The organism is Baaleninema simplex PCC 7105, assembly GCF_000332355.1.
GTDB classification, from domain to species: Bacteria; Cyanobacteriota; Cyanobacteriia; order Cyanobacteriales; family Geitlerinemataceae; genus Baaleninema; species Baaleninema simplex.
Window position 1 is genome coordinate 1,126,987 of record NZ_KB235958.1, and the last position, 22,285, is coordinate 1,149,271.

Below are 22,285 nucleotides of genomic sequence, written 5' to 3' on the forward strand. Positions count from 1 at the left end.
GTGAGGTCGAAGCCGCGGGGGCCGAGTTCGGCCAGTGGCGTACTCCAGAAGTGGTCAACTTCCTCAACTATATAGAGCGCCATTCTCATCGCTTACCGAATTATGCCCAACGCCAGGAAAACGGCCAGGTCATTGGTTCGGGGGAAGTTGAATCGACTATTAAACGCATTGGTTTGAGAATGAAGATTTCCGGAGCGCAGTGGAATCGAGAGAATGTCAATCCCATGTTGCGTTTACGCTGTGCTTATCTCAATCGCGAGTTGGCTTAAGTATTTTTACTCATTACTTAAAATAGATGCTCCCGGCGTAAAATGTTGTGCGCCATCTACCTCAATAACCAGTTTTAGCCTAGGACAATAAAAATCAACAATAAAGCGATCGATCGGTCTTTGACGCCACATTTTGAGGGGAAACGTTCTAAGAAACTGCCAGAGTTTGCGCTCGGCTGCGGTGGGATTTTTACGCATTTCCTTAGCACGTTCGACGAGGCTGCGATCGTAGGGTAAAAAGTATTTTCCTTCCGTCAATCGTTTCATCTTAAGCTCTTACCAACTCTATTTAACTCAAGCTTCCCAACCCAAGCCCCCCTTCAAAAGCCCCCTTCAAAAGCCCCCTTCAAAAGCCCCCCTTCAAAAACCCCCTTCAAAAGCCTCCCTTCAAAAGCCTCCCTTCAAAAGCCTCCCTTCAAAAGCCCCCCTTAGCAAGGGGGGTTGGGGGGATTCCCTCGGGGAGTCTGCTGTTTTATCCCCCCTCAGTCCCCCCTTTTAAAGGGGGGAGGTAATGGGTCAGTTGTGGGGTTAGAGTTCGCCACGAAAAGCACGTTGAAGGAGAGAGTTGAAGAGGTTTTCGTGAAATGATTTTTCTGAGATTAACCTAGACTTGAATTTATAAATTTTATGATAAGCCGTTTCAAATTTGATTTGCAAATCAATTGGAGGCAGTCTAAGCATGAATGAACTGACATCCTGTTGATTGATACTCGATTGATTGACTGCATCTCGACTTTTTTTCTTGATTTGACCTTTTATCCAAGGATCTTGTAATTGAAAAACCAAAAAAATAGGGTTTGCTAATTGTTCATCAACAGAGATACGCATCATATTAGATTCGTAAACAGTCGGTTCATTAAGATTTAATACGACCGCTGATTTACCCAGATGACTAATTGAATTTACGCGATTAACAAGAATATCTCTCGCTTTTAACTGATATTTTTGAGTCAATTCAAGATTTAAAGACACTCGCTTTAAATTTCTGATATCTTTGATCGAAGTTTTATCAAAAGAGTCAATTCTTACGATAGGAACTCCACTTCCGTAATCTTTGGCTGGTTTATATATTCCATTTTGTGGACTATCCATCATTAACTTTTTAAAGCTAACTGTTGGCCAACCCTTCGGGTTGGTGACGGGATCGCCGAACATTTCCAAGAAAGTCGATCGCAGTAACTCCTCCGTCAGCCGAATCGCCTCCTGTCGCTTCCGCCGCACCGCATCGGCTTTATCGAGTATCTCCGCGATCCGTTTTTGTTCTTCGATCGACGGTAGAGGAATTTTTACACTGATGAGCTTGCTGTCATAAATAGCACAAACACTCGTTGTTTTGTTCTTGAGTTTTTCAAGCTGACTTTTTACTATATTGGACTGAAAAGCAAAATTTATGTACTGTGGATGCACAAATTCATGAAATCTTACTCGCATTATATTATTGTTAAAGAGATATATACCATCTAATTCTTCAAATATTGCAGATTTCCCAACTAATTCATGACTATTTCTAGTATTGAATAAAAAATCACCATACTTGAGCTTATATCTGTCTACCTCATCAGATGTTGCGTTTACTCGTGTAGCAAGAGAAAGATCCAATCTTCCATTACGATAAATAGAATCCATCTTAATGTATGAATACTGAAAGTTTATAGATTGCTCTTTGCTGCCACGAACCAATCCAATTAGTCTTTCAGAAGTAAGCTCTCCAAACGGTTTTGTTTTCCAAGTTTTGTCCATGTCAAAAAAACTCAATTTTATCTAAAATCTACCCAATCTAATCTTTCTCCAATGACTCAATCAATGCCTCTCGAATTACATCATCGCTCACCCCTCGACACTTTAACCCTGCAATAAACCTTGAACTCTCAAGATTCCGCGACTCCAGCAAATACAAAATCTGTTCGCTTGGTTCTGGTCGCTCGATCGGATCTATTTTTGCCTCATACGCCTCTACCAACGTCGTCAAAATTTCCAATTGATCGCCCTCCGGCGTTCCGAGCGGCGCATCAAACAACCGTTCTATCTCTAACAAAGCTCGATCGTAATCTACTTCTGTCTTAATCGGTTTTAAATCCAACATCAATCAACCTCTCTAACGTCTGCATTACCGCAAAATCACTTGCCTTTCAACAACCCCTCAAGCTCGTCCAAATCCCCCCGAATCTCACTCTCAAGACCGCGCAACTTCGCCAAAATATCCAACGGCGGATCGTATTCCACCTCTTCATACTCGATCTCTTTGTACCGATTAATCGACAGATCGTAACCATTTTCAACAATCTCCGCCTTCGGCACAAAAAACGCCTTACCCTTACGATCGATCTCCTTCGACGCATCCCGCGACTGCCACCGCGCCAAAATATCCGGTATATCGTTCTCCTCCACGGGTTGCCGCTTGTCGTCCAAGGAAAACCCGTCCGCCTCCATATCGTAGAACCAGACGTTATCCGTTCCCCCCGCCCCCGTCTTCGTAAACATCAGAATCGCCGTCGAAACCCCCGCATAGGGCTTAAACACCCCCGACGGCATCGACACGATCCCATCTAACTTATGCTCCTCCACCAGCGCCTTGCGAATCGCCTTGTGCGCCCGCGACGACCCGAACAACACCCCATCCGGCACGATCGCCGCACAGCGTCCCCCCACCTTCAGCAAGCGCAGGAACAACGCCACAAACAGCAACTCGGTTTTCGTGGTCTTCACCACCTGGGTTAAATCCTTGGCAATACTATCCTTCGAGACCGACCCCTTAAACGGCGGGTTCGCCAGCACCAGGGTAAACGCCTCCTCAAGGCTGGCGTGGTCTTCCGAAAGGGAATCCCGCGCCTCGATGGTGGGATTTTCGATGCCGTGAAGCATCATGTTCATGGAACCGATTCGCAGCATCGTCCCGTCGAAATCGAAGCCGTGGAACATCCCACCCTTGAAATGCTCTCGGTTTTCCGGCGCCATCAACTCCGATTGCTTGCGCTTGTTCAAATATTCCGCCACGCCGACCAAAAACCCCGCCGTTCCACAAGCCGGGTCGCAAACCACCTCTCTCTCGGTCGGTTCCATCAACTCCACCATCAACTTAATGATGTGGCGCGGCGTGCGAAACTGGCCGTTCGTCCCCGCTTGGCTCAGCTTCGAGAGCATATATTCGTAGAGGTCGCCCATCAAATCGACGTAACTCTCATCGGGGGAATTCCTCGCCTGTTCTTGAATTCCGTCGATAATATTGTCGATTTGCTCGATGGCTTGAGACAGCAGTGCCGGAGATGCAATCAGAAACACCGCCTCTTTCATGTGTTTGGCGTAAGCACTCTCAGAAGCCGCACCGCCGAGATTCTTAATCAGCGGAAACGCGCGATCGCGAACCGTGGCCAACTTCTCCTCGGGGTTGAGTTCCCGAAACTTCGACCAACGACAATCCTGCTGTTCTGGCGAAAAAGTCGGATTGTTGACAGGCTTGCGAATTCGCCGCGCCTTATTCTCTTTGTTGATTTCCTCGTCGTCGAGTCGCCGCATAAACAGCAGGTAAGAAATTTGCTCGATGACCGAAATCGGGTTGCTGATGCCGTTGTTCCAGAAGTGCGTCCAGAGTTTATCGACTTTTCCTTTCAGTTCGCCTGTAATCATGGAGCGGTTTCGTCCTTTGTCTTACCTCCCCGTTGTCTGCCTTAGAGAAGGGTTGCGGGGAATTCTGCGATCGCCAATCTCTAATTCTCTCACCTTCTCTTCAGTCTTGCATCCCAATTTTCCCACCCCCGCCGTAGCCTGTCGGCGTCACCGTAATAAGGAATCTACGGGGTTTTTTGGGATTGTTGGAATTTTGAGAATTCTTGAAAGGGGAGCGATCGCACCCCGTTTAAATCAATTTACGCCAGCTTCGCGTCAAAGCGAATTCCGGCTTCTTCGAGGCGATCGAGCGCCGTTTGCAGGCGTTCTAGCTCCGCAATCAGACTAATCCGCACGAAGCCTTCTCCGCCCTCACCGAAGGCGTTCCCCGGCGTCACGACAACGCCCGTATTTTGCAGAACCGTCAGTGCGAAATCCGTCGAACCCATTCCGGGCGGACAGGGAACCCATAAATACATTGTTGCCAAGGGTTTTCTAACAGTCCAGCCGAGTTTTTCTAAGCCAGAAATCAAGAAATCTCGACGACTGCTGTATCGTTTTTGAACCTTTTCTAAATAGATTTCTGGCAATTGAAGCGCTGTTTCTGCTGCCGACTGTAACGCTGCAAAAATACCATAATCTAAGTTAGTTTTTAAAGTTCGCAACCCTTGAATCACGTGACGATTGCCCACGACAAACCCAACGCGCCACCCAGCCATATTGTAAGTTTTCGAGAGGGTGTGGAATTCCACGCCGATGTCTTTCGCGCCGTCGATTTCCAACAAACTCGTCGGTTGATAGCCGTCGAAAGCTAACTCGGCATAGCATAAATCGTGAACCAACAGAATCGAATAGTGACGGGCGAACGCCACCACCTCTTCAAAAAACTCGCGCGGTGCCGTGGCTCCCGTGGGATTGTTGGGATAGTTGAAATACATCACCTTCGCTTCCCGCGCCACGTCTTCGGGAATCGAATTGAGGTCGATCGCCCAGTCGTTTTCGGGCTTCAACATAATGCTGTGAACCCGCGCCCCAGCAATCAACGGCCCGCGAAAGTGCGCCGGATAAGCCGGATTCGGCACGAGAACCAAATCGCCGGGGTTGAGATATGCCAGGGCTAAATGCGTCAGTCCTTCCTTCGAGCCGAGCAGGGGTAACGCTTCCCCTTCAGGGTCGAGTTTGACGCCGTACCGCCGCTCGTACCAAGTGGCGATCGTGCGTCGAAAACTGCCCGTTCCCTCAAAGGGAGGATAGCCGTGATTGGCCGGATTGCGTAACGCTTTCGCCGCCGCTTCAATGACGGGTTCGGGCGTCGCCCCGTCGGGGTTGCCCATACCCAAATCGATTAAATCCAATCCCTGCTCTCGCGCTCGTGCTTTCAACTCGTCGAGACGCGCGAACACATAGGGAGGTAATGCTTGCACCCGATCCGCCGGGCCGATCCAATCCAAAACCATTGGGGAACGTGGACGAAGAACAGACCTTTTACTCTATCAGGTTTTGAGGGGCGATCGATCTCTGGCCGCGCCGCAAGTCAGACAAGATGCGGTAGTCGAAACCATGGCCGCCATAACCTGAGCGGGTTCGACGGGAAACGGCAAGTGATGGATATCCGATTCGGGAACGCAGGCCAACTCGGCCGCCCGTTCTAATTCCGACAGGGAAATTTCCCCCATGCCTAAATCCGCTAAGGTTTTCGGCAGTCCGATTTCATCGTAGAACTTCAGCAGTTGTTGGCGAGCGGCGGCGGCCAGTTGGTTCTGTTGCACCGTTTCTTCGAGGCGCAGTTGGACGAGGATGCCGAAGGCGACTTTTTCGCCGTGGATGGTTTTGCGGTTTTGTGACAGGTGCGTGAGGGCGTTGTGGACGGCGTGGGCGGCGACGGTGCGGCATTGAGCGCCCCCCAGTCCACCGATCGCACCCGCTAAGAGAACGCTGGCATCGACCACTTCGCGCCATGCTGGGCTTCCCGGTTCGGCGATCGCTCGGGCGGATTTTTGCAGGAGGAGATCGCGCAAAACTCGGGCTTGTTGCACGGCGGCCACGATGAGGGTGCGATCGGAACTGCCGCTACTGACAGAGGCTTCGTACCATTTGGCCAGGGCGTCTCCGATTCCGGCAACGAGCGTCCGTTGGGGAGCGTGGCGAACGAGGTCGTAGTCGAGTACGAGTAAGTCCGGGCATTGGGTAAGGGGAACGTCGTAGCGAAACGCCCCTTCGGAAGTGTAGACGTTGGACAGTCCCGTCCAGGCGGCACAGGTGGCGGCGGAGGTGGGAATGGTAACGACGGGGAGTTGGGTGCGGTGGGCGAGGAGTTTGGCGGCGTCTAGGGCTTTTCCGCCACCGACACCGACGATAACATCCGCATCGTGCGATCGCACCGCGTCTTCCATCGCCGCCAAGCCGGTTTCGTCACAGTCGCAGCCGTAGGAGGTGCTAGCGACAGCGAGGTGGTGACGTTCTAAAACCGGACAAACGCGCTCTCGGGCAAGGTCTAACGTCTGATGGCCGGCCACGACGATCGGACGCCGTCCGAGTCGGGCAACGGGTTCGGCGATTTGGGACAGGATGCCGTCTCCGCGCAACACTCGAGCGGGGGCGACGCTTAAGGCGGTGTAGGATGGAGTTTGAGTCGTGACTGATTCGGGCATAGCGTAGTAACAGTGACGTCGATCGAGCGGTCTCGCCGAGGCGAGGCGATCGTGTATGGTTGTTGTTGGTAGGATAGCGGAAACGCTCGCTCGGCTAACGGCGATCGCTCGAAAATCTTCAGAGTTTTTGGCGAGAACGGCTGTTCTGACGGAACTTTTTTCCAGGTATGAGTTTAGACACGCAAATTCAAACGCTTATCGAGAACGCCCCCCGCGACGGCTCGACTCCCCAGGCGATCGAAGCGATCGCGCCAGTTTTGAAAGCCCTCGCCGAGCAACTGCGACACCGCGAGTACTATATTTTACAAACTCCCGATGGCAATTGGTTGACGACGACGTTGAGCAATCGCGCCAATCCCGATTTAGAGAAGTCGGTGGTGTATGGATTTCCCTCTCTCGAAGACGCTCGCGCCAGTCGCCCGCAAACTACGGAACGGGAACTCATCGCCGCACCGCTTCCCGTGACGCATCTGCTGTTTCAGATGTTAGCGTTCGATCGAGTGGACAGTTTGATTTTCTTTGAAATCCCAGGAAACCGCGAAACTGGCACGGAAGTCAAGCGGGAAGACCTTCAACGCGCCGTTCGCCTGCAACTACAAAGCTATTTGCAACAGAAAAAATCGAACATCCCCCCGAATTTGGCGTGATTCCTCTTTAGAGAGGGAGGGGGAGAGGGGGAGAGAATCGGTAGGGTGCGTGACTTGAAAAATGGGGTGTAAATCCGTAAGACCGATAAATCGTCACGCACCGCCAATGTACACCAACCACATACAAGGGTGTGTGACGCGGCTGGAAAATGTGGCTGAACTCCGGTCAATGGGATGTTACCGCGTCACGCACCGCCCCCACCGACACATCACCCCATCACCACATCTTCGGGGGATTTGGCAGAGAATCGATCGATCCCTTGACGTACCAGAGATTTCACGAAGGTCATGCGCTGGTTGTTGTTGAAGACGCTTTGCAGAATGCTGCCTAAACGCTCGCCATCGACCGACGTAGCCGGGTTTTCCACGTCCTGCTGCTCGAAGTATTCCACCAAGCTCAACCCGGCGATACGGGTTAAATAGGCGGCGCTGAGACCCTGGACGGTTCCCCCCGCGACGAAGGTGACGGGATTGTGTTTGAGGGCGGTACTGACGAGTTGCGTCGAAAGTTCTACCAGTCCCAGTTTCACCATGAGGCCGCCCAAGGTTCCCGCTGCGGCTTGTGCTTGTTGCAAGGACAATCGCTGTTGGTAGAGATTGCCTAAATCGAGGACGAGTTGGGCGCTAATGGCACCGGTTGCCAATAAATCGAGGGCGGGGACGGGGTTAGCGAAGGCGGTTGCGGCGGCAACCCATTGATATTGAGTGATGATGGGTAAGGCGCGATCGCGACGAACGGCGTTGAGGCGAGTTTTTACGTCGTTTTTGAAACGTCGGGCTTGGCGGTAGACGGTTCCCCAGACGATGGGAGAACGGTTCGCCAATTGGCGATCGAGAATTCGAGTTAAGTCTGAAATTTCGGGTTCGGGGGTTTCGCGGCGACTGACAACGGTGTTGTCGGTTTGGTGGCGTCGTACTTCGATCGCATCGGGGGCGGCGGCGACGGTGCAAACGCAGTCTTCATCAAGAAGGTTGGTGACGTTGCTGCGAACGCGAGCGAGTACGGCATCCCGTTCGGGGCGATCGTAGCGATCGCCTTTGTTCCACGCCAGGAGGACGGTTTGTCGCTGTTGGCGCAGGTGTTGTAAGACTTGACGTTCGCTGTCGGTGAGGTCGCCGTCGATGAGGAATACGACTAAATCGGCGGTGAGGGCATCTTGGAGATTGTCGGCTTCGTCATGGCGAAAGAAGGCAGGAACTTCGTCGATTTCGACTCGATCGTTATTTTGCAGCCAGTGTTGGCGCAATACCTTCGCTAAAGCGGTTTTTCCGACGCTTTTACTGCCGACGATCGCAAGTTTGATGTCGGTGCGATCGAGGTTGTCGTGCAGTTGCGTCCAACGCTGTTGGAGATCGTCGCAAGGGGTTTCGCTTTCTTCGGATAAGCGATCGAGGAGAGTTTTCGCTTTCTCGAGAACTCGTTCGGCGTCCGATCGTGCGATCGTTTCTGGAACGATTTCCGGTAGCGGTTCGGGCGATCGCTGCTTGAACCACCACGCCCCAGCACCGACGGCGATGAGTCCCAAAACCCCCCACTCGCCAAACTCTCCAACGGAGCGATCGAGGCTTTCGAGCAACCACAACGCGAAGGAAAGACTGATTCCCCCGATTAGGATCGGTCGTTTCAACGTCCCTGCCATACCTACACTACTTTTCGTTATAAATTTTTCTACGTCCCGAAGGCCGTTCGTATACCCCTATACTACCGCGTCCCTTCACGCTCTCGGGTCGTTAGGACAGCGATCGAACAGTTCCCAAGCCTCTCGCTTCGTATCGTGTTTCATTTCCTGTTTCATTGCTGAGCCAATCAAAAAGCCCCGCAGTTTGAAACTACGAGGCTTTTGAAAAATGGCGGGAGGCGGATTTGAACCACCGACCTTCGGGTTATGCGTACCACTACAGTTTTCACTGCCTGAACTTTCGTCAGTTTGTAGTCTGGACTCTCCCTTCACCTTCAGCCGTACTGTTAGGGTGCTTCCCATCGAGTCTCTACACCTTCTCCGATTTCGGAGCTTGGCTCGGGATTACCACGCTACAGGCTTCCCCGAGTTTGGGAAGTTGTCGCAAAGCAGTTTCCTGCCTTACAGCCCCGCTGACTCAACCGCTAAGCGTTTGATTAAGCCAGCCTTTGAGCCCGACGAGCTACCAGACTGCTCTATCCCGCGACGCATTTTCCAGTATAAACTCAATAGCTCTGAAGTGACAACCCCTTTTCGATATTTTTTTGAGTTTTTGAGAAATCGAGCGATCGGTTGGGTTTCCATCTTCACCCCATCCCTCCTTAGCCCCCCTTTCAAAGGGGGGTTGGGGGGATTGAAGGATTTGTCGGGTTGTCAGCATTGGTGACAAGTTAAGAAAATAGGAGATTTGTCAAGGGGAGGTTGAAGAGAGGGTCAAAAGCCGTCAAACTGAGAACTGGCCAACGATTGAGCCGTAGGGAAAACACCATGAGCCGGAAGCGAAAACCGAATCGAGACCATGCCAAGAGGATGCAACGTCCCCTGGCCGAAGATGCCGAGATTGTCCGACAATTAGAAGAATTAGTCACCCCGGCCATCACGTCTCAAGAAAATTACTATCGACAGTTGGGACTAAGAGATCGAATTCTGACCCTACCGTTGATGGTGGCATCGGTATTAACTTTGCTGTGGCGAGATGTAGCCGGAGTCAGAGAACTGACAAGAATGTTGGCGCGAGAAGGATATTTATGGTGTAGTCCGACTCAAGTCAGCCAACAAGCAATGTCCCAAAGATTTCTCACTTTTCCGGCCCAATTATTTGAGGGCGTGTTCAAAGAATTATTACCCAAGTTTCGGGAAAGGTGGCACAGTCGAAATCGTCGTCCCTTACCGGAAAGCATTCAGTTCACACTCTCGAAATTTCAGAACATATGGATTGCGGATAGTTCGACATTAGAAGCCTTGTTTCAGAAACTCAAAAGTTTGGAAACGGCTCCCAAAGGACAATTAGCCGGAAAAATGGGAGTCGTTATCGATCTCGTGACCCGACTGCCTCAAGAGATTTGGTTTCAAGAGAATCCTCGGTCATCGGATACGAATCTAGAGGGTAGAATCTTGAATTTAGTGGAGCCGGCAACCCTGTTATTGCTAGACCGAGGGTTTTACCATTTTCAGTTTTGGTTAGACTTAAGGGAGCAGGGAGTTGAGTTCATCACGCGGTTGAAGAAAGGAGCCGCCATTCAAGACGTTCGGCGAAGCTCAGTCGAGCCGTTGAGAAGATTTTCACCGAGAGTTATGGGATTCGCGACCGTCAAATTCGATTGGGTTCGGGAACGAAGAAAACTCCTTATGTCACCTTGCGTCTCATTGAAGTGCGTTCGGGAAAAGTCTGGTATTCCTATCTGACTTCAGTGTTAGATCCTCATGTATTGCCTCCCTATGTCGTTGCCGATCTATATCGAAAACGGTGGCGAATCGAAGAAGTGTTTAATACCGTGAAACGGTTGCTCGGCTTGAGTTATTTATGGACGGGTTCTCTGAATGGAGTTCGGTTGCAGATCTGGGGAACTTGGCTGTTTTATGGAGTCTTAGTCGATTTAGGGGATGCGGTTGCTGATGAATTATCTTTGCCGATTGATTCCATTTCTTTAGGGCTCTTCGGAATTTAGGGTGACAGAAAAACTAACTTCACGAGATTTCAAGGGTTTTGGCTCTCGAATTTTCGATTTTTTGTATCATTTTATACGTTTTTAACCACAAACTCCGAAGACCCTTCTTTAGAGATGATTTATCAGGGTCTCTACCATTTTTCGGTGGCTCATCAAAAAGGGCTAGCTTCCGATCCCGTTCAATACTTTGCGGCTCCAGAAAACAAAGATTTAGGCATTGTCAAGCAGAAACGAAAATCCCAAGTCAGACTCATTGTCTCTCCTTTCCCGGCCCGCCAACGTTCTCCCGAAGAGTTTTTCTTTCAGCCTGACTCTCAAACCCCCTTGACAACTGACTTACAGCCTTAACTTGTCACTAATGGATAGTCACGGGATTTCACCAACTACTCTAACTTAGCGGTTTGTCGATCGCGATCGCCTTCTGAATTAAGCCGTCAACTTATAAGACTGACACTTCGGAATTTCAATAATAAATTCCGTTCCCCAATCGGGACTCGAACTACAATAAAGCTTGCCTTTATGTTTGTCTACCACGATTTTATAACTAATCGAAAGCCCCAATCCCGTTCCTTGTCCGACGGGTTTCGTGGTGAAGAACGGATCGAAAATTTGCTGCTTGACCTTGTCGGGAATTCCACAACCATTATCTCGAATGCGAATCTCAACCCAATCGCCTTTTTCTAACGTTGTGATGTTAATTTGGCTGGGATTTTTGTTGATTTCCGTCGCATCGCGTTTTTTATCTCGTTCCTCTAACGCATCGACGGCGTTCACGAGGATATTCATAAACACTTGATTGAGTTGTCCGGCATAACATTCAACGAGAGGAAGCTGACCGTAATGTTTCACGATGTCGATCGCCGGATGGTTGGGCTTATCCTTAATCCGATTGTGGAGAATCACTAACGAATTATCCAGACCTTCGTGCAAATCAGCAGATTTATACTCTGCCTCATCGAGACGAGAGAAATTCCGCAGCGACGCGACGATATCGCGAATGCGTTTGGCCCCCTCTTTCATCGAATCGATGAGCTTCGGGAAATCTTCAATCAGAAAATCCACATCGGCCAGTTCGATTTGTTCTTGCACCTCGTCAGTGGGATCGGGATAGTTGCGTTGATAGACGCGAATCGTGTCGAGTAAGTCTTCGGCGTACTCCTCGGCGTGGACGATATTACCGAAAATAAAATTGACGGGGTTGTTAATTTCATGGGCGACGCCTGCCACCAATTGCCCCAGACTGGACATTTTTTCACTTTGTACCAGTTGGCTTTGAGTGTGTTGGAGTTCCCGCAACGTCTCTTGAAGTTCGTTCGCTTTTTGACGTAATCGAGCTTCGGATTCCCGCAGTTCGGCCTCGGCTCGCTTGCGTTCGGTAATGCTCAGCCCCGTTCCCCGGAAACCGACGAGCTGGCCGTCGTCGTCGAAAATGGGAACGCCGCTGACGTCTTCCCAAACGACTTCCCCCGTCGAGGTGATGTCGCGGTGTTGCAGTTTGAACGAGGTGCGATTGTCGAGGGCAACGTTGAGGATGGCGCGAACGTTGTCGATATCCTCTTCTGGCATCGTGATAAAGGGACTGCGTCCGAGCAGTTCCGAGGCATTGTATCCTTTTACGTCTTTGACGCGATCGGTGAGGAAGGTATAGGTTCCATCAGTGTCGATTTCCCAAACGTACTCACCGGCAGCTTCAGATACGTCTCGGAATCGCTTTTCGCTTTCCCGTAAGGCTTCTTCGGCCAGCCTGCGCTCGGTGATGTCCAATGCCATCGAGGCCACGCCGACAAACTGTCCGTCTACATCGATGAGGGGCGCGTTGTACCACTCGCATATAATCGTCTGTCCGGCTTTCGTTAAATTCTCGTTGGTACTGCGGTTTCCCCCTCGCTGCTGTACGAGTAAATCCATGATGCCCAGTACCGCAGATTTGGCACCCTCGGGAACGATGAGTCCTGCAACGTTGCGCCCGATCGCCTCGCTAGCACTATAGCCAAAAATCGTCTCGGCGGCAGGGTTCCAGGCAGCGATCTCGCCGCGATCGTTCCATTCGATGACGGCCAGGGGAGTTTGATGCACCATCATCGATAAGCGTCGCTGAGATTGGCGAATTTCAACCTCGATGCGTTGGCGTTCGCGAATTTCGGCGTTGAGTGCTTGGTTGGCTGAGGTGAGCCGTTCCGTGCGTTCTCGTACTCGCTGTTCGAGAAGTTCGTTTGCTTGTTGGATTTCGCGAAACTTCTGCTGGAGCGTCACTGACATAGCTCGAAAGTTGCCGACGAGTGCCTCCAACTCCCACGCTGAGGTTCGCGGCCAGTCGATGGGAGAACTGTAGCTGAGCTTTTCAGACAGCCCCGTACTGACGTCGGCCAGTTGGGCGAGGGGACGCACGGTCGAGCGACTGAGCAAGCTGGCAAACAGGAGGGCGATCGCCGCGATCGCGAGCATCGTCACCAAACTCCCGATGTAGCGTTGTTCGAGTTGGTTGATGAAGGGAGCCGCCGAAGCAGTCACCACGATCGTCCACGGGAGATCGGACACCGACATACGGCTGTAGTAGATCGATCGCCGCCAGCGTACCATCAGGGGTACATCTTCGTCGGGGAGCCAGTGATAGACGTTGCGATCGAGAGAGTGGTGAAGGTTTTTTCCGTCGAGATCGAGCAGTTGGGCGGTTGCGGGGTAGCGAATCAGGGGGCGATCGCCGCGATCGAGCAAGAAAAACGCCATCTCGAACGGTGTTTCGTAAAACTCCCACATCTGACGCACCACGTTCAAGTCGGCAAAACTGTTATCGTGGGCGATGCGAACTTCCGCAGCGAGTTGCTGTGCGGTGGCATGGAGAGTACTTTCAATGGAGTGTTCGAGGTCTCGTTTGACGACCCGGCTGTCCACCACCATCAGCCCCAACGTTGGTAACAGTGCGAAGGCGACCAGAAGGTTAAACAGTGTATGTCTCAGGGGAAACAACTGTTCTCGCCGACCGTGCAGCCAATGCGCGATCGGTGTGTGGACGAGCAGCAAGCTGGCCACGAGGGCGTTGAAAATACCGTTGATAGCAACTTTGAGAACGATGAGGACGACCGATTGGACGGGAAGCCCCAACACTTGAAAATAAAACACCCAGGTCAGCGGCATTCCCAACAGCAACCAGTAGAGACCGTCGAGGGCGACGAGGTGCAACGACGATCGCCGCAATCCCCAACCTACTACGAAAGCTTCTAGGGTAAAGGTGACGATGGCATAGGGATGACCCCACAAGCGCATCGTGTAGAGGCTGGCGAGAAAGCCGACGAGGGTTCCCCACCTTAACCCGTACAGACTAGCAACGAGCATTACCGCGATGCTGCCAAATAAAAAGTCCACTCCGAAAAAGAGTGGCAATTTATAATAGTTGCCCAAGTAACCGACGAAGATGAGTCCTATGAGAACCAGGGCAGTTCCCCATCGCAGGTTGACTTTAGAAGCGAGATACGGTCGGGCGTATTCTTTTTCGAGACGTTCGAAGAGATTAGCCATCCAACAGATCTGCTTCCCCAGCAGGATGAAATACTGAGATACCGTCTGACTCCGAACGATACACTCTCGGAATCTCCACGATATTCTATCGTGTCGTGAAGAACCAAAGGGTCTCACCCTTCAGTAGACGAAGTACCCCTTATCAGCATATCCTTCAGGGCGATCGCTCAGACAGGGTAAAGTCACAGATTTTTAATTGCGTAGTTTTACAGACGCCATGATGAAAAAGCGTACGTAGAAACATTTAGTCTGCGAGGCGATCGCCCGATTCGATGTCGAACCAATGGAGGGATTCGAGGGAAAAGGTAAAGTCTACGTCTTCGCTGTTCCACTGACAATCGGCCGGAAGGAGCGATCGCATCACGATCGCGTTATCTTCGTCTCCCGTTCCCGCCACACGAACGCTCAGCAAATTTTGCATCCCCAAGTTTTCGACTAAAAACACGCGGCCGGATACTCGCAACTCGTCGTCGGGAGAGGCCAAGCGCAAATCTTCCGGGCGCACCCCTAATACGACGTGACGGGGGACATCGATTCCCGAGGGTAGGGGAATTTTGGTATTTCCCAACAGTGCGGCGTTCCCCTGACAGCTCAACGTAATCAAGTTCATTTGAGGACTCCCGACGAATCCCGCGACGAATTGGTTTGCTGGAGAGAAGTACAGGCGATCGGGGGGATCGAGCTGTTGTACGTCTCCCTCGTAGAGTACCGCCACTTTCGTCGAAAGCGTCATCGCCTCGACTTGGTCGTGCGTCACGTACACGACAGGAGCTTGTTGCTGCTCGAACAGTTGTTTGATTTCGGCTCGAACTCGTTCCCGCAGCAACGCATCTAAGTTACTGAGAGGTTCGTCGAGGAGAAAGACCTCCGGCTGACGCACTAACGCCCGTCCCAAGGCGACCCGCTGGCGTTGTCCCCCGGAAAGCTGTCCGGGTTTGCGGTTCATTAAATCTTCTTTTAAATCTAAAAAACGACTGGCTTCGGCCACGCGTCGCTGAATTTCCTCAGAAGAGACTTTCCTCAATCTGAGAGCCGACGCCATATTTTCATAAACCGTCATGTGGGGGTAGAGGGCGTAACTTTGAAATACCATCGAGATGTTGCGATCGCCCGGTTTGAGTGCGGTGACATCTCGTCCGCCAATAAAAATCGAGCCGTGGGTCGGTTCTTCGAGTCCTGCAATCAACCGCAGCGTCGTCGATTTTCCACATCCCGACGGTCCTAACAACGTCAAAAACTCGCCATCTTCGACGTTCAAGCTAATATCTTTAACCGGGATCGTTTTGCGGTTGTAGGTTTTGTTTAGATTTTTAAGTTCGAGTTTTGCCATCTTTCAAACAATTGATAATCGATCGCGAAGGAATAATACGGAATCTGTTTTCGATAAGCTGGGTTTCAAAAAGTCTTCACCACTTTGACAGCGAACAGTGTTTCAGTCACCCGTCACCAGTGAAGACAGTTTTCAGAGCAATCGTAGGGTGCGTGACCTAAAGACAAGAAAAGTATCCGGTCTTACCGGCCAACTCGTCACGCACCTTTTACAGTCAACAGCCAACAGTGAGCAGTGAACAGTGAAGACAGTCACCAGTCGCCAGTCACCAGTCGCCAGTCACCAGTCACCAGTCACCCGTGAAGACAGCAAACAGATAACTGTTTCTCCCTTGCTCCCCCTCTCCCTCTCTCCCCCTCTCCCCCTCTCCCTGGCTTACGAATTTTCGATCGAGGCGGGTTCGGAAAGGTCGCCGATGTCTTCGGAATCGCGCACTTGCGGGACGAGAATCGCACCGACGAGCATCGAGACGCCACCCGCCACGACTGCCAGGAGGCGATCGTTGTGCAAGAAGTGACTCACCACCCAGCCTAACCCCAGAGATGCCGCAATTTCGGGTAAGACGACAAATGCGTTGTAAATTCCCATATAAATGCCAATACGGTCTTCAGGAAGGGCAGAGGACACCATGGCGTAGGGCAGCGACAACAAGCTCGCCCAGGCAATCCCCAAACCGATAACGGACACGAGAATGAGGACGGGACGCTCGATAAACCACAGGGAAATCAACCCCGTGGCACCGGCGAACAGACAAAATGCGTGGGCGATTTTGCGGTTGGTCAGGTTGACGAAGTAGGGAATGACGAAAGACGCCAAAACACAGACGGCGTTGAATACGGCGATACAGACCCCCGCCCATTCGATCCCTTCGGAGTACAGTTGAGAGCCTTGTTCGGTCGCCCCGAAGAAGTTACGGGCGACGGCTGGGGGAAAGTAAAGGAAAAAGCAGTAAATGCCCAGCCAGGAGAAAAATTGTACCCAGGCCAGTTGGCGCATGGTTTCGGGCATTTCTCGTACGGCGTCGAGCATATCGTCGAAGTTTTCGCGAAAACTGCTGGCTTCGACTTGTTCGGCCAGGGCGTCGGGATCGTCGGGGGGATATTCTTCGGTAGTTGCGACCGTCCAGAGGATAGTTCCCATGAAGACGGCGGCACCGACGTAGAAGGAGATTTCGATGTTGGGCGGAATGGCGCGATCGATCCCGACGTTCGTTACGTCGAATAGGTGACTTAACGTCCAGGGAAGAATGGCGGCCACGACCGCACCGAGTCCGGTGAGCAGGCTTTGGACGACGAAGCCGAGGGTTTGTTGGGATTCGGGGAGTAGGTCGGTGACGAGGGCGCGAAACGGCTGCATACTGACGTTGTTTGCCGTGTCGAGTATCCACAAACTCCCGGCGGCAATCCAAAGGGTCGAGGAGTTGGGCATAAAAATTAGCGCGATCGAGCTGAGGATCGCGCCGACGAGGAAGTAGGGTCGTCTGCGTCCGAGTTTTCCCCAGGTGCGATCGCTCATTTGCCCGACGACCGGTTGCACGATCAGTCCGGTGAGGGGTGCGGCAAGCCAGAGAATGGGGATTTCGTCGGCTCTTGCCCCTAAATGCTCGAAGATCGCGCTCATGTTCGTCATTTGGAGCGCCCACCCGAACTGGATGCCGAAAAAGCCGACGCTCATGTTGAAGATTTGGAAAAAACTAAGCTTTTTTTTATCGGTTTGACTCATGAGAATTGGGCATAGTGTTAGGTTCAGTATAGCGATCGATAGAAATTCCTTCAATTTTAATATCGATGGAATCCTTGTCTCATCTGGGATTTACTGGTTGTTGCGTACTGACATCGTACAAAAAACAAGACGAGCGAGGTGCGATCGCCCGAGAAACGACTGCCCCCTCGTTGTCGGCTGAGTCGGTCAGGGACGGTGACACTGGCGCGATCGACACTCAAAACGGGGAACCTCGGGGAAGGGGCGATCGCCGACAAACTCCCCCATACTGGGCAAAGGGGCGATCGACCGTTACGTCAACTGTCACCGTTGCCGGTAGACGATCGCACAAGTCTCCAAACGCCAACTCGGGAGACAGAGCGTCCGCTCCACAATCGATGCTGTAAGCACGTTACGGACGCCATCTGCCATGAAACGCTCGCTCTCAGTTCGCCTCGCTACGGTTGCTGCCGCCACCCTTTCCACCCTCGGAGCGCTATTTCCACTTCCGGCTCGCGCGACGACCTTCGGACAAACAGAAGTCTCGCAGCGAGATTTCGTTGCTGTAGCCGCTCCCGTGGGAACGACGCGCCATCAACTGGTGGTGATCGAGCAGGTTTCTGACGCACGACCCTGCTGGAGCGAAAGGGGTTCGGCGCCGGTTCGCGTCGAGCCGCTTCTGTTAAACTTCAACTTTACTGGGATTTGCGGACGAGCCACAGACAGCAATGGCTTTTCTGTCCGAGTCAACGGTCGCGATTTGGGAACGCAATACAGTTTGCGCGTGATTCGCGAAGATAACGATTTGGTGTTAACGGCCGTTCCCTTTGGGGGTGAGGCAACCGGGGCTATCGAAATCGGCCGCACTCACGGTGCTACGTCAGATTTTGCCAAAATTCATCTCGATCCCGGTTGGCGCTTCACTAAACGTAACTATCAAGGACGCACTCTCGGTCATATTTATCTCACGAGCGATCGCCCGCTGAGTGCCTTGCTCGATTCGAGTTCGACCCCCGCTCCGACGGCGACGATCGACCGCCAACCCATTTCGAGACCGACTCCCGAAACTCGCACGCCGGTTACGTCCGTTCCGACCCCCACGACGCCAGATCCCGTCGCGATCGGCGATCGGCAGTCGTCTCCTTGGGACGAACTGAACGTTCCCTCGGAACATCGGGCGTATTTGCAGTTAGTGTGGCAGCGGTACGAGGTTGCGATCGACAATCAACGCCAAGCGATCGCAACGGCCGAGCGTCAACTGGCTACAGCCCTCGAGCGTGGTGCGTCCGATCGCGCGATTCGCCGCTATCGGGAAAACTTAGACGATCTGCGCGAGGCTCTCGAACGGTTGCAGTTCCGCCAACGTTACGCGGTCAGGAGTTACGCAGTTGGAGAAAGAGTGACCCAGGAAGCCGATAAGTAGGAGCGAAACGCCTCGCGAATCATACTCCATCCTGGGTGCATCTCGCTTTGGTAAAAATATAAGTCTGGAGTAGCTTGGAAAAGCTCGGACTCGAGAACAATCAAATTTCTGATGTCAGCGCTTTAGTTCCTCTGACTAATCTGAACGAGCTTTGGCTCAGTGACAATCAAATTTTTGATGTCAGCGCTTTAGTTCCTCTGACTAATCTGAGGATTCTCAGACTCGAGGAAAATCCACTGCTCGATCGAACTTGTCCCGTCCAACCCGAAAGTATCTGTCGCTTCGAGTGAAGCGGGACAAGCCAAAACCTCCGTTAAAACGCGCCGCCGCTGGGCATCAAAACCAGCTCTTCAACGACTGCCCCATCGGGGAGTCCAACCACGTGTAAGATCGACTCAGCCACAATCTCAGGGGTGAGCATTTTCGATCGATCGAAATCCGAATCGACGGTTTCCGTTTCCCAAATCGGCGTATTCACCGCTCCCGGACACATCGCCGTGACGCGAATGCCGTTTTCCCGTTCTTCAGCGGCTAAGGCTTGAGACATTCCCAACAAGCCGAACTTACTGGCACTGTACGCCCCCCAAATGGGAAAGGCTTGTTTTCCGGCAACTGAAACGACGTTAACGATGATGCCGCTTCCGCGCGATCGCATCCCCGGTAAAACTCCTTTAACACATTCAAAAGCACTTGTCAAGTTTAAGTCGAGAACTTTTCGCCAATGATGGAGGGGAGTATCCATCAATTTTGCCGTATAGGCCATCCCGGCGTTGTTGACGAGGATGTCGATTCCGCCAAATTTCTCAGCTAAGTTGGAAACTTGTTCTCGAACGCGATCGAGCTCTAGCAAATCGAGAGTTAACGTTTCGACTTCTACCCCTTCCTGGCGTGCCGCCTCAGCAACTTTCTCTAATTTGTTCGCCGAACGACTCAACAACGCCACGTGAATGCCTGCTTTCGCAAATGCCATCGCCGTCGCTTCGCCGATACCGCTACTGGCACCCGTAATTAACGCTCGTTTTCCCTTCGCTGTCATGGATTCGCTCCACTGGTATTCGTGCAACTTCTTCGTTTAACCAAAACCACGAGAATCCTACGTTTCTAATCTTCGAGTAGTTTGACATACTCACCGCCCTAGAAGGGCGATGATTCCTGCTCTAGAGCAGTTACTGGTTCAGCGACACCACTTACTGACTCAGGTTTCCCTTTATCAGCAGAGGTGGAAGTCTCCCCAGTCGTACCCTCTTTCGAGGCAGTTTTCGGATGCCCTCCGATACTGTTCGATCGCTCCATCCCCAATACTCCTATACCCCGCTTGAGAACGTTCAGCGCAGCATTATTGACGCTCTCCCCCCAACCCTAGCGGGTATGGTCGGAGATTCCTGTTTCACTGGCTCATGCCTAGATAAACGAGCAAGCCCGAATACCCCCGGTCAGAACGCCTTCACAGGCTGTTTGTTTAACGTCCACGATGCGCCCCACCGCAGACCTAAGCGAGAATCAAATTCTCTTGACAACACCAACTGGCGATTTTGTGGTTTACCTCCACCACGGGTTTTTCGGGTGTTGCGAACCATACCCTTAGGATCTTAAAGACCGTTTCCGGTCAGGCAATTTTACCAGTTTGTTCGTTTCGGCGCTATCCCCTTCTCTCGCTATCGCATTGTTCGGGGGATGCACCGAAACTCACCGCCGCTTCACCACCAACCAAGCCTATTGGCTATGGTTGGAGCGCTGCGACGAATCTTGATAGCTCCTGTTTTTTGCTCAACGGTCGACAATTGCAGTCGCCATACATCCTCTGACAGCTCGGGCAAAGTGCGTTAAGCTCGAATCCAATCGACAAACGCAGCTAAGCAAAAATTAGAAAGCTATGGAAATTCCGGCATGGATGGATTGGGTAGTCGTGGGATTCGCTGCCGCACTGCTTCTCGGTAGCGGCCTCGTCATGTCCAACGGCGCGATCGAGGACGAGCAGAAGTTACAACGACCGAAATCGAAGCCTAAAAAATAAGACGTTTCTAACTTCGTTCGTCGAACTTATCTCGATCGCCAGTTGTTCGCAGCGCGATCGAGGACGTAAGCCGTCACGTCTGCAATTTCTTCGTCGCTGAGGCGATCGCCGTAGGCAGACATATTGTTTTTACCATTTTTGACCAGTTCGGCGATCGCTTCGGGCGTATCCCGTCCGTAACGCCGCAAAGTCCGTTGTTTCAGCGTTTTTCCCCGACGGATAATATTACCACCGTTAACGTGGCATCCCACGCAATACCGATCGAAAATCGCTTCGCCGTTGTCCAAATCTGCTGCGTTGACCGCCGTTCCCGATAAGCCTAAAATTAAAAGTAAGATTAGTATTAATACTCTCATCATCCCCTCATCCCCGCTTCTCCTCCTCTCCCAACGGTAACATCACGGTAAACGTCGTTCCCTTTCCTTCTTGGCTGCTGACGGAAATCGAACCGCCATGTATGTCCACCGATCGCTTGACGATCGCCAATCCCAACCCCGTTCCGGGGATTTTTCCAACGTTTTTAGCCCGGTGAAACGGCTCGAAGAGGCGATGTTGCTCCTCGGGGGCGATACCGATTCCCGAATCGCTCACTTGAAAGCAAACGCGATCGCTCTCGAAAGAAACGGTAAAAGTGACGACTCCCCCATCTGGGGAATATTTAACAGCGTTCGAGAGTAGGTTGTTCAGTAAGTGCCACAGCAGTTTCTCGTCGAGATGTGCGGGTTGGGGCGTACCTCGAACTGAATATTCGATCGAATAACCCTGTCCGGCCCCAAAGGCGATCGCATCGACTAAATCCCGACAAAACGTCTCGACATCTACCGAAGTCCGCTGAAATGGAACTTTTCCCGATTCGACCCGACCGAACGTCAGCACGTCTTCGAGCAGTTGGTTCATGCTGGCCGTACTCGAGAGAATGCGCTGAATGTACTTTTGTTTTTTCTCGTCCGACCAAGCATCGCCAAAATGCTCTAACATCTCTGCCGACGATTGAATCACAGTTAGCGGCGTGCGAAATTCGTGGGACGTCATCGACAAATACTGAGTTTTGAGATCGCTGTTTTCTTCCGCCGCTCGTTGTTGTTGGCGGGTGTTTTCTAACGCTTGCTGAAGCTCGCGTTCGGCGTGGTGGCGCGTCAGGGCAATTTCGATCGTAACCTGCAACTCTCGGTCTTTAAAAGGTTTGAGGACGTAACCGAGGGGAACGCTGACCTTCGCTCGCTCGAGGGTGGCGCGATCGGCGTTAGCCGTTAGGTACACCACCGGAAGCTCGAGGCGTTCTCGGATGGTACGAGCGGCTTCGATACCGTCGATCTCCCCCTGTAACATAATGTCCATCAAAACCAAGTCTGGGAGGTAGTCCGTGGCGGATTCGATCGCTTCTTCTCCCGACGCCACAATGTCTGCGATCTCGTATCCCAAATTTTCTAGCCGGTAGGCGATATCGTCTGCGACGATCGCTTCGTCCTCGACGATGAGAATGCGAATCTCAGACATAACGTC

Annotated in this window: 18 protein-coding genes and 3 pseudogenes; 8 read left to right on the forward strand and 13 right to left on the reverse strand. The window is 52.0% G+C overall.

Going from position 1 to position 22,285, the window contains the following annotated elements; translation table 11 throughout:
• Positions 1 to 269: pseudogene (locus GEI7105_RS29455) on the forward strand (ISKra4 family transposase); the annotation flags it as partial.
• Between the two features lie 6 nt (positions 270 to 275).
• On the opposite strand, the gene GEI7105_RS0106960 reads toward GEI7105_RS29455, so the two are convergent.
• From GEI7105_RS0106960 to GEI7105_RS0106985, 6 genes are all read right to left on the reverse strand, one after another.
• Positions 276 to 536, reverse strand: a complete 261-nt coding sequence (locus GEI7105_RS0106960) for an endonuclease domain-containing protein (protein ID WP_017659751.1) — start codon at positions 534 to 536, stop codon at positions 276 to 278.
• Positions 537 to 797: 261 nt separating this feature from the next.
• A complete protein-coding gene (locus GEI7105_RS33220; protein ID WP_017659752.1) occupies positions 798 to 2,009 on the reverse strand; it encodes a restriction endonuclease subunit S in 1,212 nt (403 codons plus the stop codon).
• Positions 2,010 to 2,046: 37 nt separating this feature from the next.
• Entirely contained in the window at positions 2,047 to 2,352 is a 306-nt protein-coding gene (locus GEI7105_RS0106970; protein ID WP_035492462.1) for a helix-turn-helix domain-containing protein, read from the reverse strand.
• A gap of 35 nt (positions 2,353 to 2,387) precedes the next feature.
• Positions 2,388 to 3,893: a type I restriction-modification system subunit M gene (locus GEI7105_RS0106975; RefSeq protein ID WP_017659754.1), complete on the reverse strand. Its 1,506-nt coding sequence runs from the start codon at positions 3,891 to 3,893 to the stop codon at positions 2,388 to 2,390.
• 239 nt (positions 3,894 to 4,132) lie between these two features.
• Complete coding sequence (locus GEI7105_RS0106980; protein WP_017659755.1) at positions 4,133 to 5,329, reverse strand: aspartate aminotransferase; 1,197 nt, start codon at positions 5,327 to 5,329, stop codon at positions 4,133 to 4,135.
• Between the two features lie 36 nt (positions 5,330 to 5,365).
• Positions 5,366 to 6,523: an iron-containing alcohol dehydrogenase family protein gene (locus GEI7105_RS0106985; RefSeq protein ID WP_017659756.1), complete on the reverse strand. Its 1,158-nt coding sequence runs from the start codon at positions 6,521 to 6,523 to the stop codon at positions 5,366 to 5,368.
• A 167-nt stretch (positions 6,524 to 6,690) separates the two neighbouring features.
• On the opposite strand from GEI7105_RS0106985, the gene GEI7105_RS0106990 reads away from it, so the two are divergent.
• Positions 6,691 to 7,170, forward strand: a complete 480-nt coding sequence (locus tag GEI7105_RS0106990) for a hypothetical protein (protein ID WP_017659757.1) — start codon at positions 6,691 to 6,693, stop codon at positions 7,168 to 7,170.
• A 209-nt stretch (positions 7,171 to 7,379) separates the two neighbouring features.
• On the opposite strand, the gene GEI7105_RS0106995 is transcribed toward GEI7105_RS0106990, so the two are convergent.
• Positions 7,380 to 8,810 carry a slr1306 family protein gene (locus tag GEI7105_RS0106995; RefSeq protein WP_017659758.1) on the reverse strand — a complete coding sequence of 477 codons (1,431 nt, stop codon included), beginning with the start codon at positions 8,808 to 8,810 and terminating at the stop codon, positions 7,380 to 7,382.
• An 861-nt stretch (positions 8,811 to 9,671) separates the two neighbouring features.
• Here GEI7105_RS0106995 and GEI7105_RS33225 point away from each other — a divergent pair.
• A pseudogene (locus tag GEI7105_RS33225) lies at positions 9,672 to 10,774 on the forward strand (IS4 family transposase); the annotation flags it as partial.
• Positions 10,775 to 10,903: 129 nt separating this feature from the next.
• Positions 10,904 to 11,146, forward strand: a pseudogene (locus GEI7105_RS39740) (IS4 family transposase); the annotation flags it as partial.
• Positions 11,147 to 11,224: 78 nt separating this feature from the next.
• Here the strand turns inward: GEI7105_RS39740 and GEI7105_RS33230 are convergent.
• The 3 genes from GEI7105_RS33230 to GEI7105_RS0107020 form a co-directional block, all read right to left on the reverse strand.
• Positions 11,225 to 14,314 (reverse strand): PAS domain S-box protein, encoded by a 3,090-nt coding sequence (locus GEI7105_RS33230; protein WP_017659760.1) that lies wholly within the window; start codon positions 14,312 to 14,314, stop codon positions 11,225 to 11,227.
• Between the two features lie 244 nt (positions 14,315 to 14,558).
• Positions 14,559 to 15,644: an ABC transporter ATP-binding protein gene (locus GEI7105_RS0107015; RefSeq protein ID WP_017659761.1), complete on the reverse strand. Its 1,086-nt coding sequence runs from the start codon at positions 15,642 to 15,644 to the stop codon at positions 14,559 to 14,561.
• A gap of 375 nt (positions 15,645 to 16,019) precedes the next feature.
• The gene (locus GEI7105_RS0107020) at positions 16,020 to 17,366 is read right to left on the reverse strand and encodes an MFS transporter (protein ID WP_017659762.1); all 1,347 of its coding nucleotides are present in this window, start codon (positions 17,364 to 17,366) and stop codon (positions 16,020 to 16,022) included.
• 65 nt (positions 17,367 to 17,431) lie between these two features.
• Between GEI7105_RS0107020 and GEI7105_RS0107025 the strand changes: the two genes are divergently transcribed.
• The 3 genes from GEI7105_RS0107025 to GEI7105_RS40970 all read left to right on the forward strand — a co-directional run bounded on the left by GEI7105_RS0107025 (position 17,432) and on the right by GEI7105_RS40970 (position 19,058).
• A complete protein-coding gene (locus tag GEI7105_RS0107025) occupies positions 17,432 to 17,752 on the forward strand; it encodes a hypothetical protein (protein ID WP_017659763.1) in 321 nt (106 codons plus the stop codon).
• Between the two features lie 23 nt (positions 17,753 to 17,775).
• The gene (locus tag GEI7105_RS34525; protein WP_017659764.1) at positions 17,776 to 18,768 is read left to right on the forward strand and encodes a DUF3747 domain-containing protein; all 993 of its coding nucleotides are present in this window, start codon (positions 17,776 to 17,778) and stop codon (positions 18,766 to 18,768) included.
• Positions 18,769 to 18,842: 74 nt separating this feature from the next.
• Positions 18,843 to 19,058 carry a leucine-rich repeat domain-containing protein gene (locus GEI7105_RS40970; protein ID WP_017659765.1) on the forward strand — a complete coding sequence of 72 codons (216 nt, stop codon included), beginning with the start codon at positions 18,843 to 18,845 and terminating at the stop codon, positions 19,056 to 19,058.
• Positions 19,059 to 19,081: 23 nt separating this feature from the next.
• On the opposite strand, the gene GEI7105_RS0107040 is transcribed toward GEI7105_RS40970, so the two are convergent.
• The gene (locus GEI7105_RS0107040; RefSeq protein ID WP_017659766.1) at positions 19,082 to 19,804 is read right to left on the reverse strand and encodes an SDR family oxidoreductase; all 723 of its coding nucleotides are present in this window, start codon (positions 19,802 to 19,804) and stop codon (positions 19,082 to 19,084) included.
• 837 nt (positions 19,805 to 20,641) lie between these two features.
• Between GEI7105_RS0107040 and GEI7105_RS38295 the strand changes: the two genes are divergently transcribed.
• Positions 20,642 to 20,782 (forward strand): hypothetical protein, encoded by a 141-nt coding sequence (locus GEI7105_RS38295; RefSeq protein WP_017659767.1) that lies wholly within the window; start codon positions 20,642 to 20,644, stop codon positions 20,780 to 20,782.
• Positions 20,783 to 20,808: 26 nt separating this feature from the next.
• Here GEI7105_RS38295 and GEI7105_RS0107050 read toward each other — a convergent pair whose 3' ends face one another.
• Positions 20,809 to 21,141 carry a c-type cytochrome gene (locus tag GEI7105_RS0107050; RefSeq protein WP_026097484.1) on the reverse strand — a complete coding sequence of 111 codons (333 nt, stop codon included), beginning with the start codon at positions 21,139 to 21,141 and terminating at the stop codon, positions 20,809 to 20,811.
• Positions 21,142 to 21,145: 4 nt separating this feature from the next.
• Complete coding sequence (locus GEI7105_RS0107055; RefSeq protein ID WP_017659769.1) at positions 21,146 to 22,279, reverse strand: hybrid sensor histidine kinase/response regulator; 1,134 nt, start codon at positions 22,277 to 22,279, stop codon at positions 21,146 to 21,148.
• Positions 22,280 to 22,285 lie beyond the last annotated feature (6 nt).

Bases quoted from the DNA above. Each gene is read 5' to 3' on its own strand.
- GEI7105_RS0107025 (WP_017659763.1), top strand. From the start codon at position 17,432: ATGGAATCCTTGTCTCATCTGGGATTTACTGGTTGTTGCGTACTGACA.
- GEI7105_RS0106975 (WP_017659754.1), bottom strand. From the start codon at position 3,893: ATGATTACAGGCGAACTGAAAGGAAAAGTCGATAAACTCTGGACGCAC.
- GEI7105_RS0107040 (WP_017659766.1), bottom strand. From the start codon at position 19,804: ATGACAGCGAAGGGAAAACGAGCGTTAATTACGGGTGCCAGTAGCGGT.
- GEI7105_RS0106970 (WP_035492462.1), bottom strand. From the start codon at position 2,352: ATGTTGGATTTAAAACCGATTAAGACAGAAGTAGATTACGATCGAGCT.
- GEI7105_RS0107055 (WP_017659769.1), bottom strand. From the start codon at position 22,279: ATGTCTGAGATTCGCATTCTCATCGTCGAGGACGAAGCGATCGTCGCA.
- GEI7105_RS0106990 (WP_017659757.1), top strand. From the start codon at position 6,691: ATGAGTTTAGACACGCAAATTCAAACGCTTATCGAGAACGCCCCCCGC.
- GEI7105_RS0106995 (WP_017659758.1), bottom strand. From the start codon at position 8,810: ATGGCAGGGACGTTGAAACGACCGATCCTAATCGGGGGAATCAGTCTT.
- GEI7105_RS0107050 (WP_026097484.1), bottom strand. From the start codon at position 21,141: ATGATGAGAGTATTAATACTAATCTTACTTTTAATTTTAGGCTTATCG.
- GEI7105_RS0106980 (WP_017659755.1), bottom strand. From the start codon at position 5,329: ATGGTTTTGGATTGGATCGGCCCGGCGGATCGGGTGCAAGCATTACCT.
- GEI7105_RS0107020 (WP_017659762.1), bottom strand. From the start codon at position 17,366: ATGAGTCAAACCGATAAAAAAAAGCTTAGTTTTTTCCAAATCTTCAAC.
- GEI7105_RS33220 (WP_017659752.1), bottom strand. From the start codon at position 2,009: ATGGACAAAACTTGGAAAACAAAACCGTTTGGAGAGCTTACTTCTGAA.
- GEI7105_RS34525 (WP_017659764.1), top strand. From the start codon at position 17,776: ATGAAACGCTCGCTCTCAGTTCGCCTCGCTACGGTTGCTGCCGCCACC.
- GEI7105_RS0107015 (WP_017659761.1), bottom strand. From the start codon at position 15,644: ATGGCAAAACTCGAACTTAAAAATCTAAACAAAACCTACAACCGCAAA.
- GEI7105_RS0106960 (WP_017659751.1), bottom strand. From the start codon at position 536: ATGAAACGATTGACGGAAGGAAAATACTTTTTACCCTACGATCGCAGC.
- GEI7105_RS0106985 (WP_017659756.1), bottom strand. From the start codon at position 6,523: ATGCCCGAATCAGTCACGACTCAAACTCCATCCTACACCGCCTTAAGC.
- GEI7105_RS38295 (WP_017659767.1), top strand. From the start codon at position 20,642: ATGGAAATTCCGGCATGGATGGATTGGGTAGTCGTGGGATTCGCTGCC.
- GEI7105_RS33230 (WP_017659760.1), bottom strand. From the start codon at position 14,314: ATGGCTAATCTCTTCGAACGTCTCGAAAAAGAATACGCCCGACCGTAT.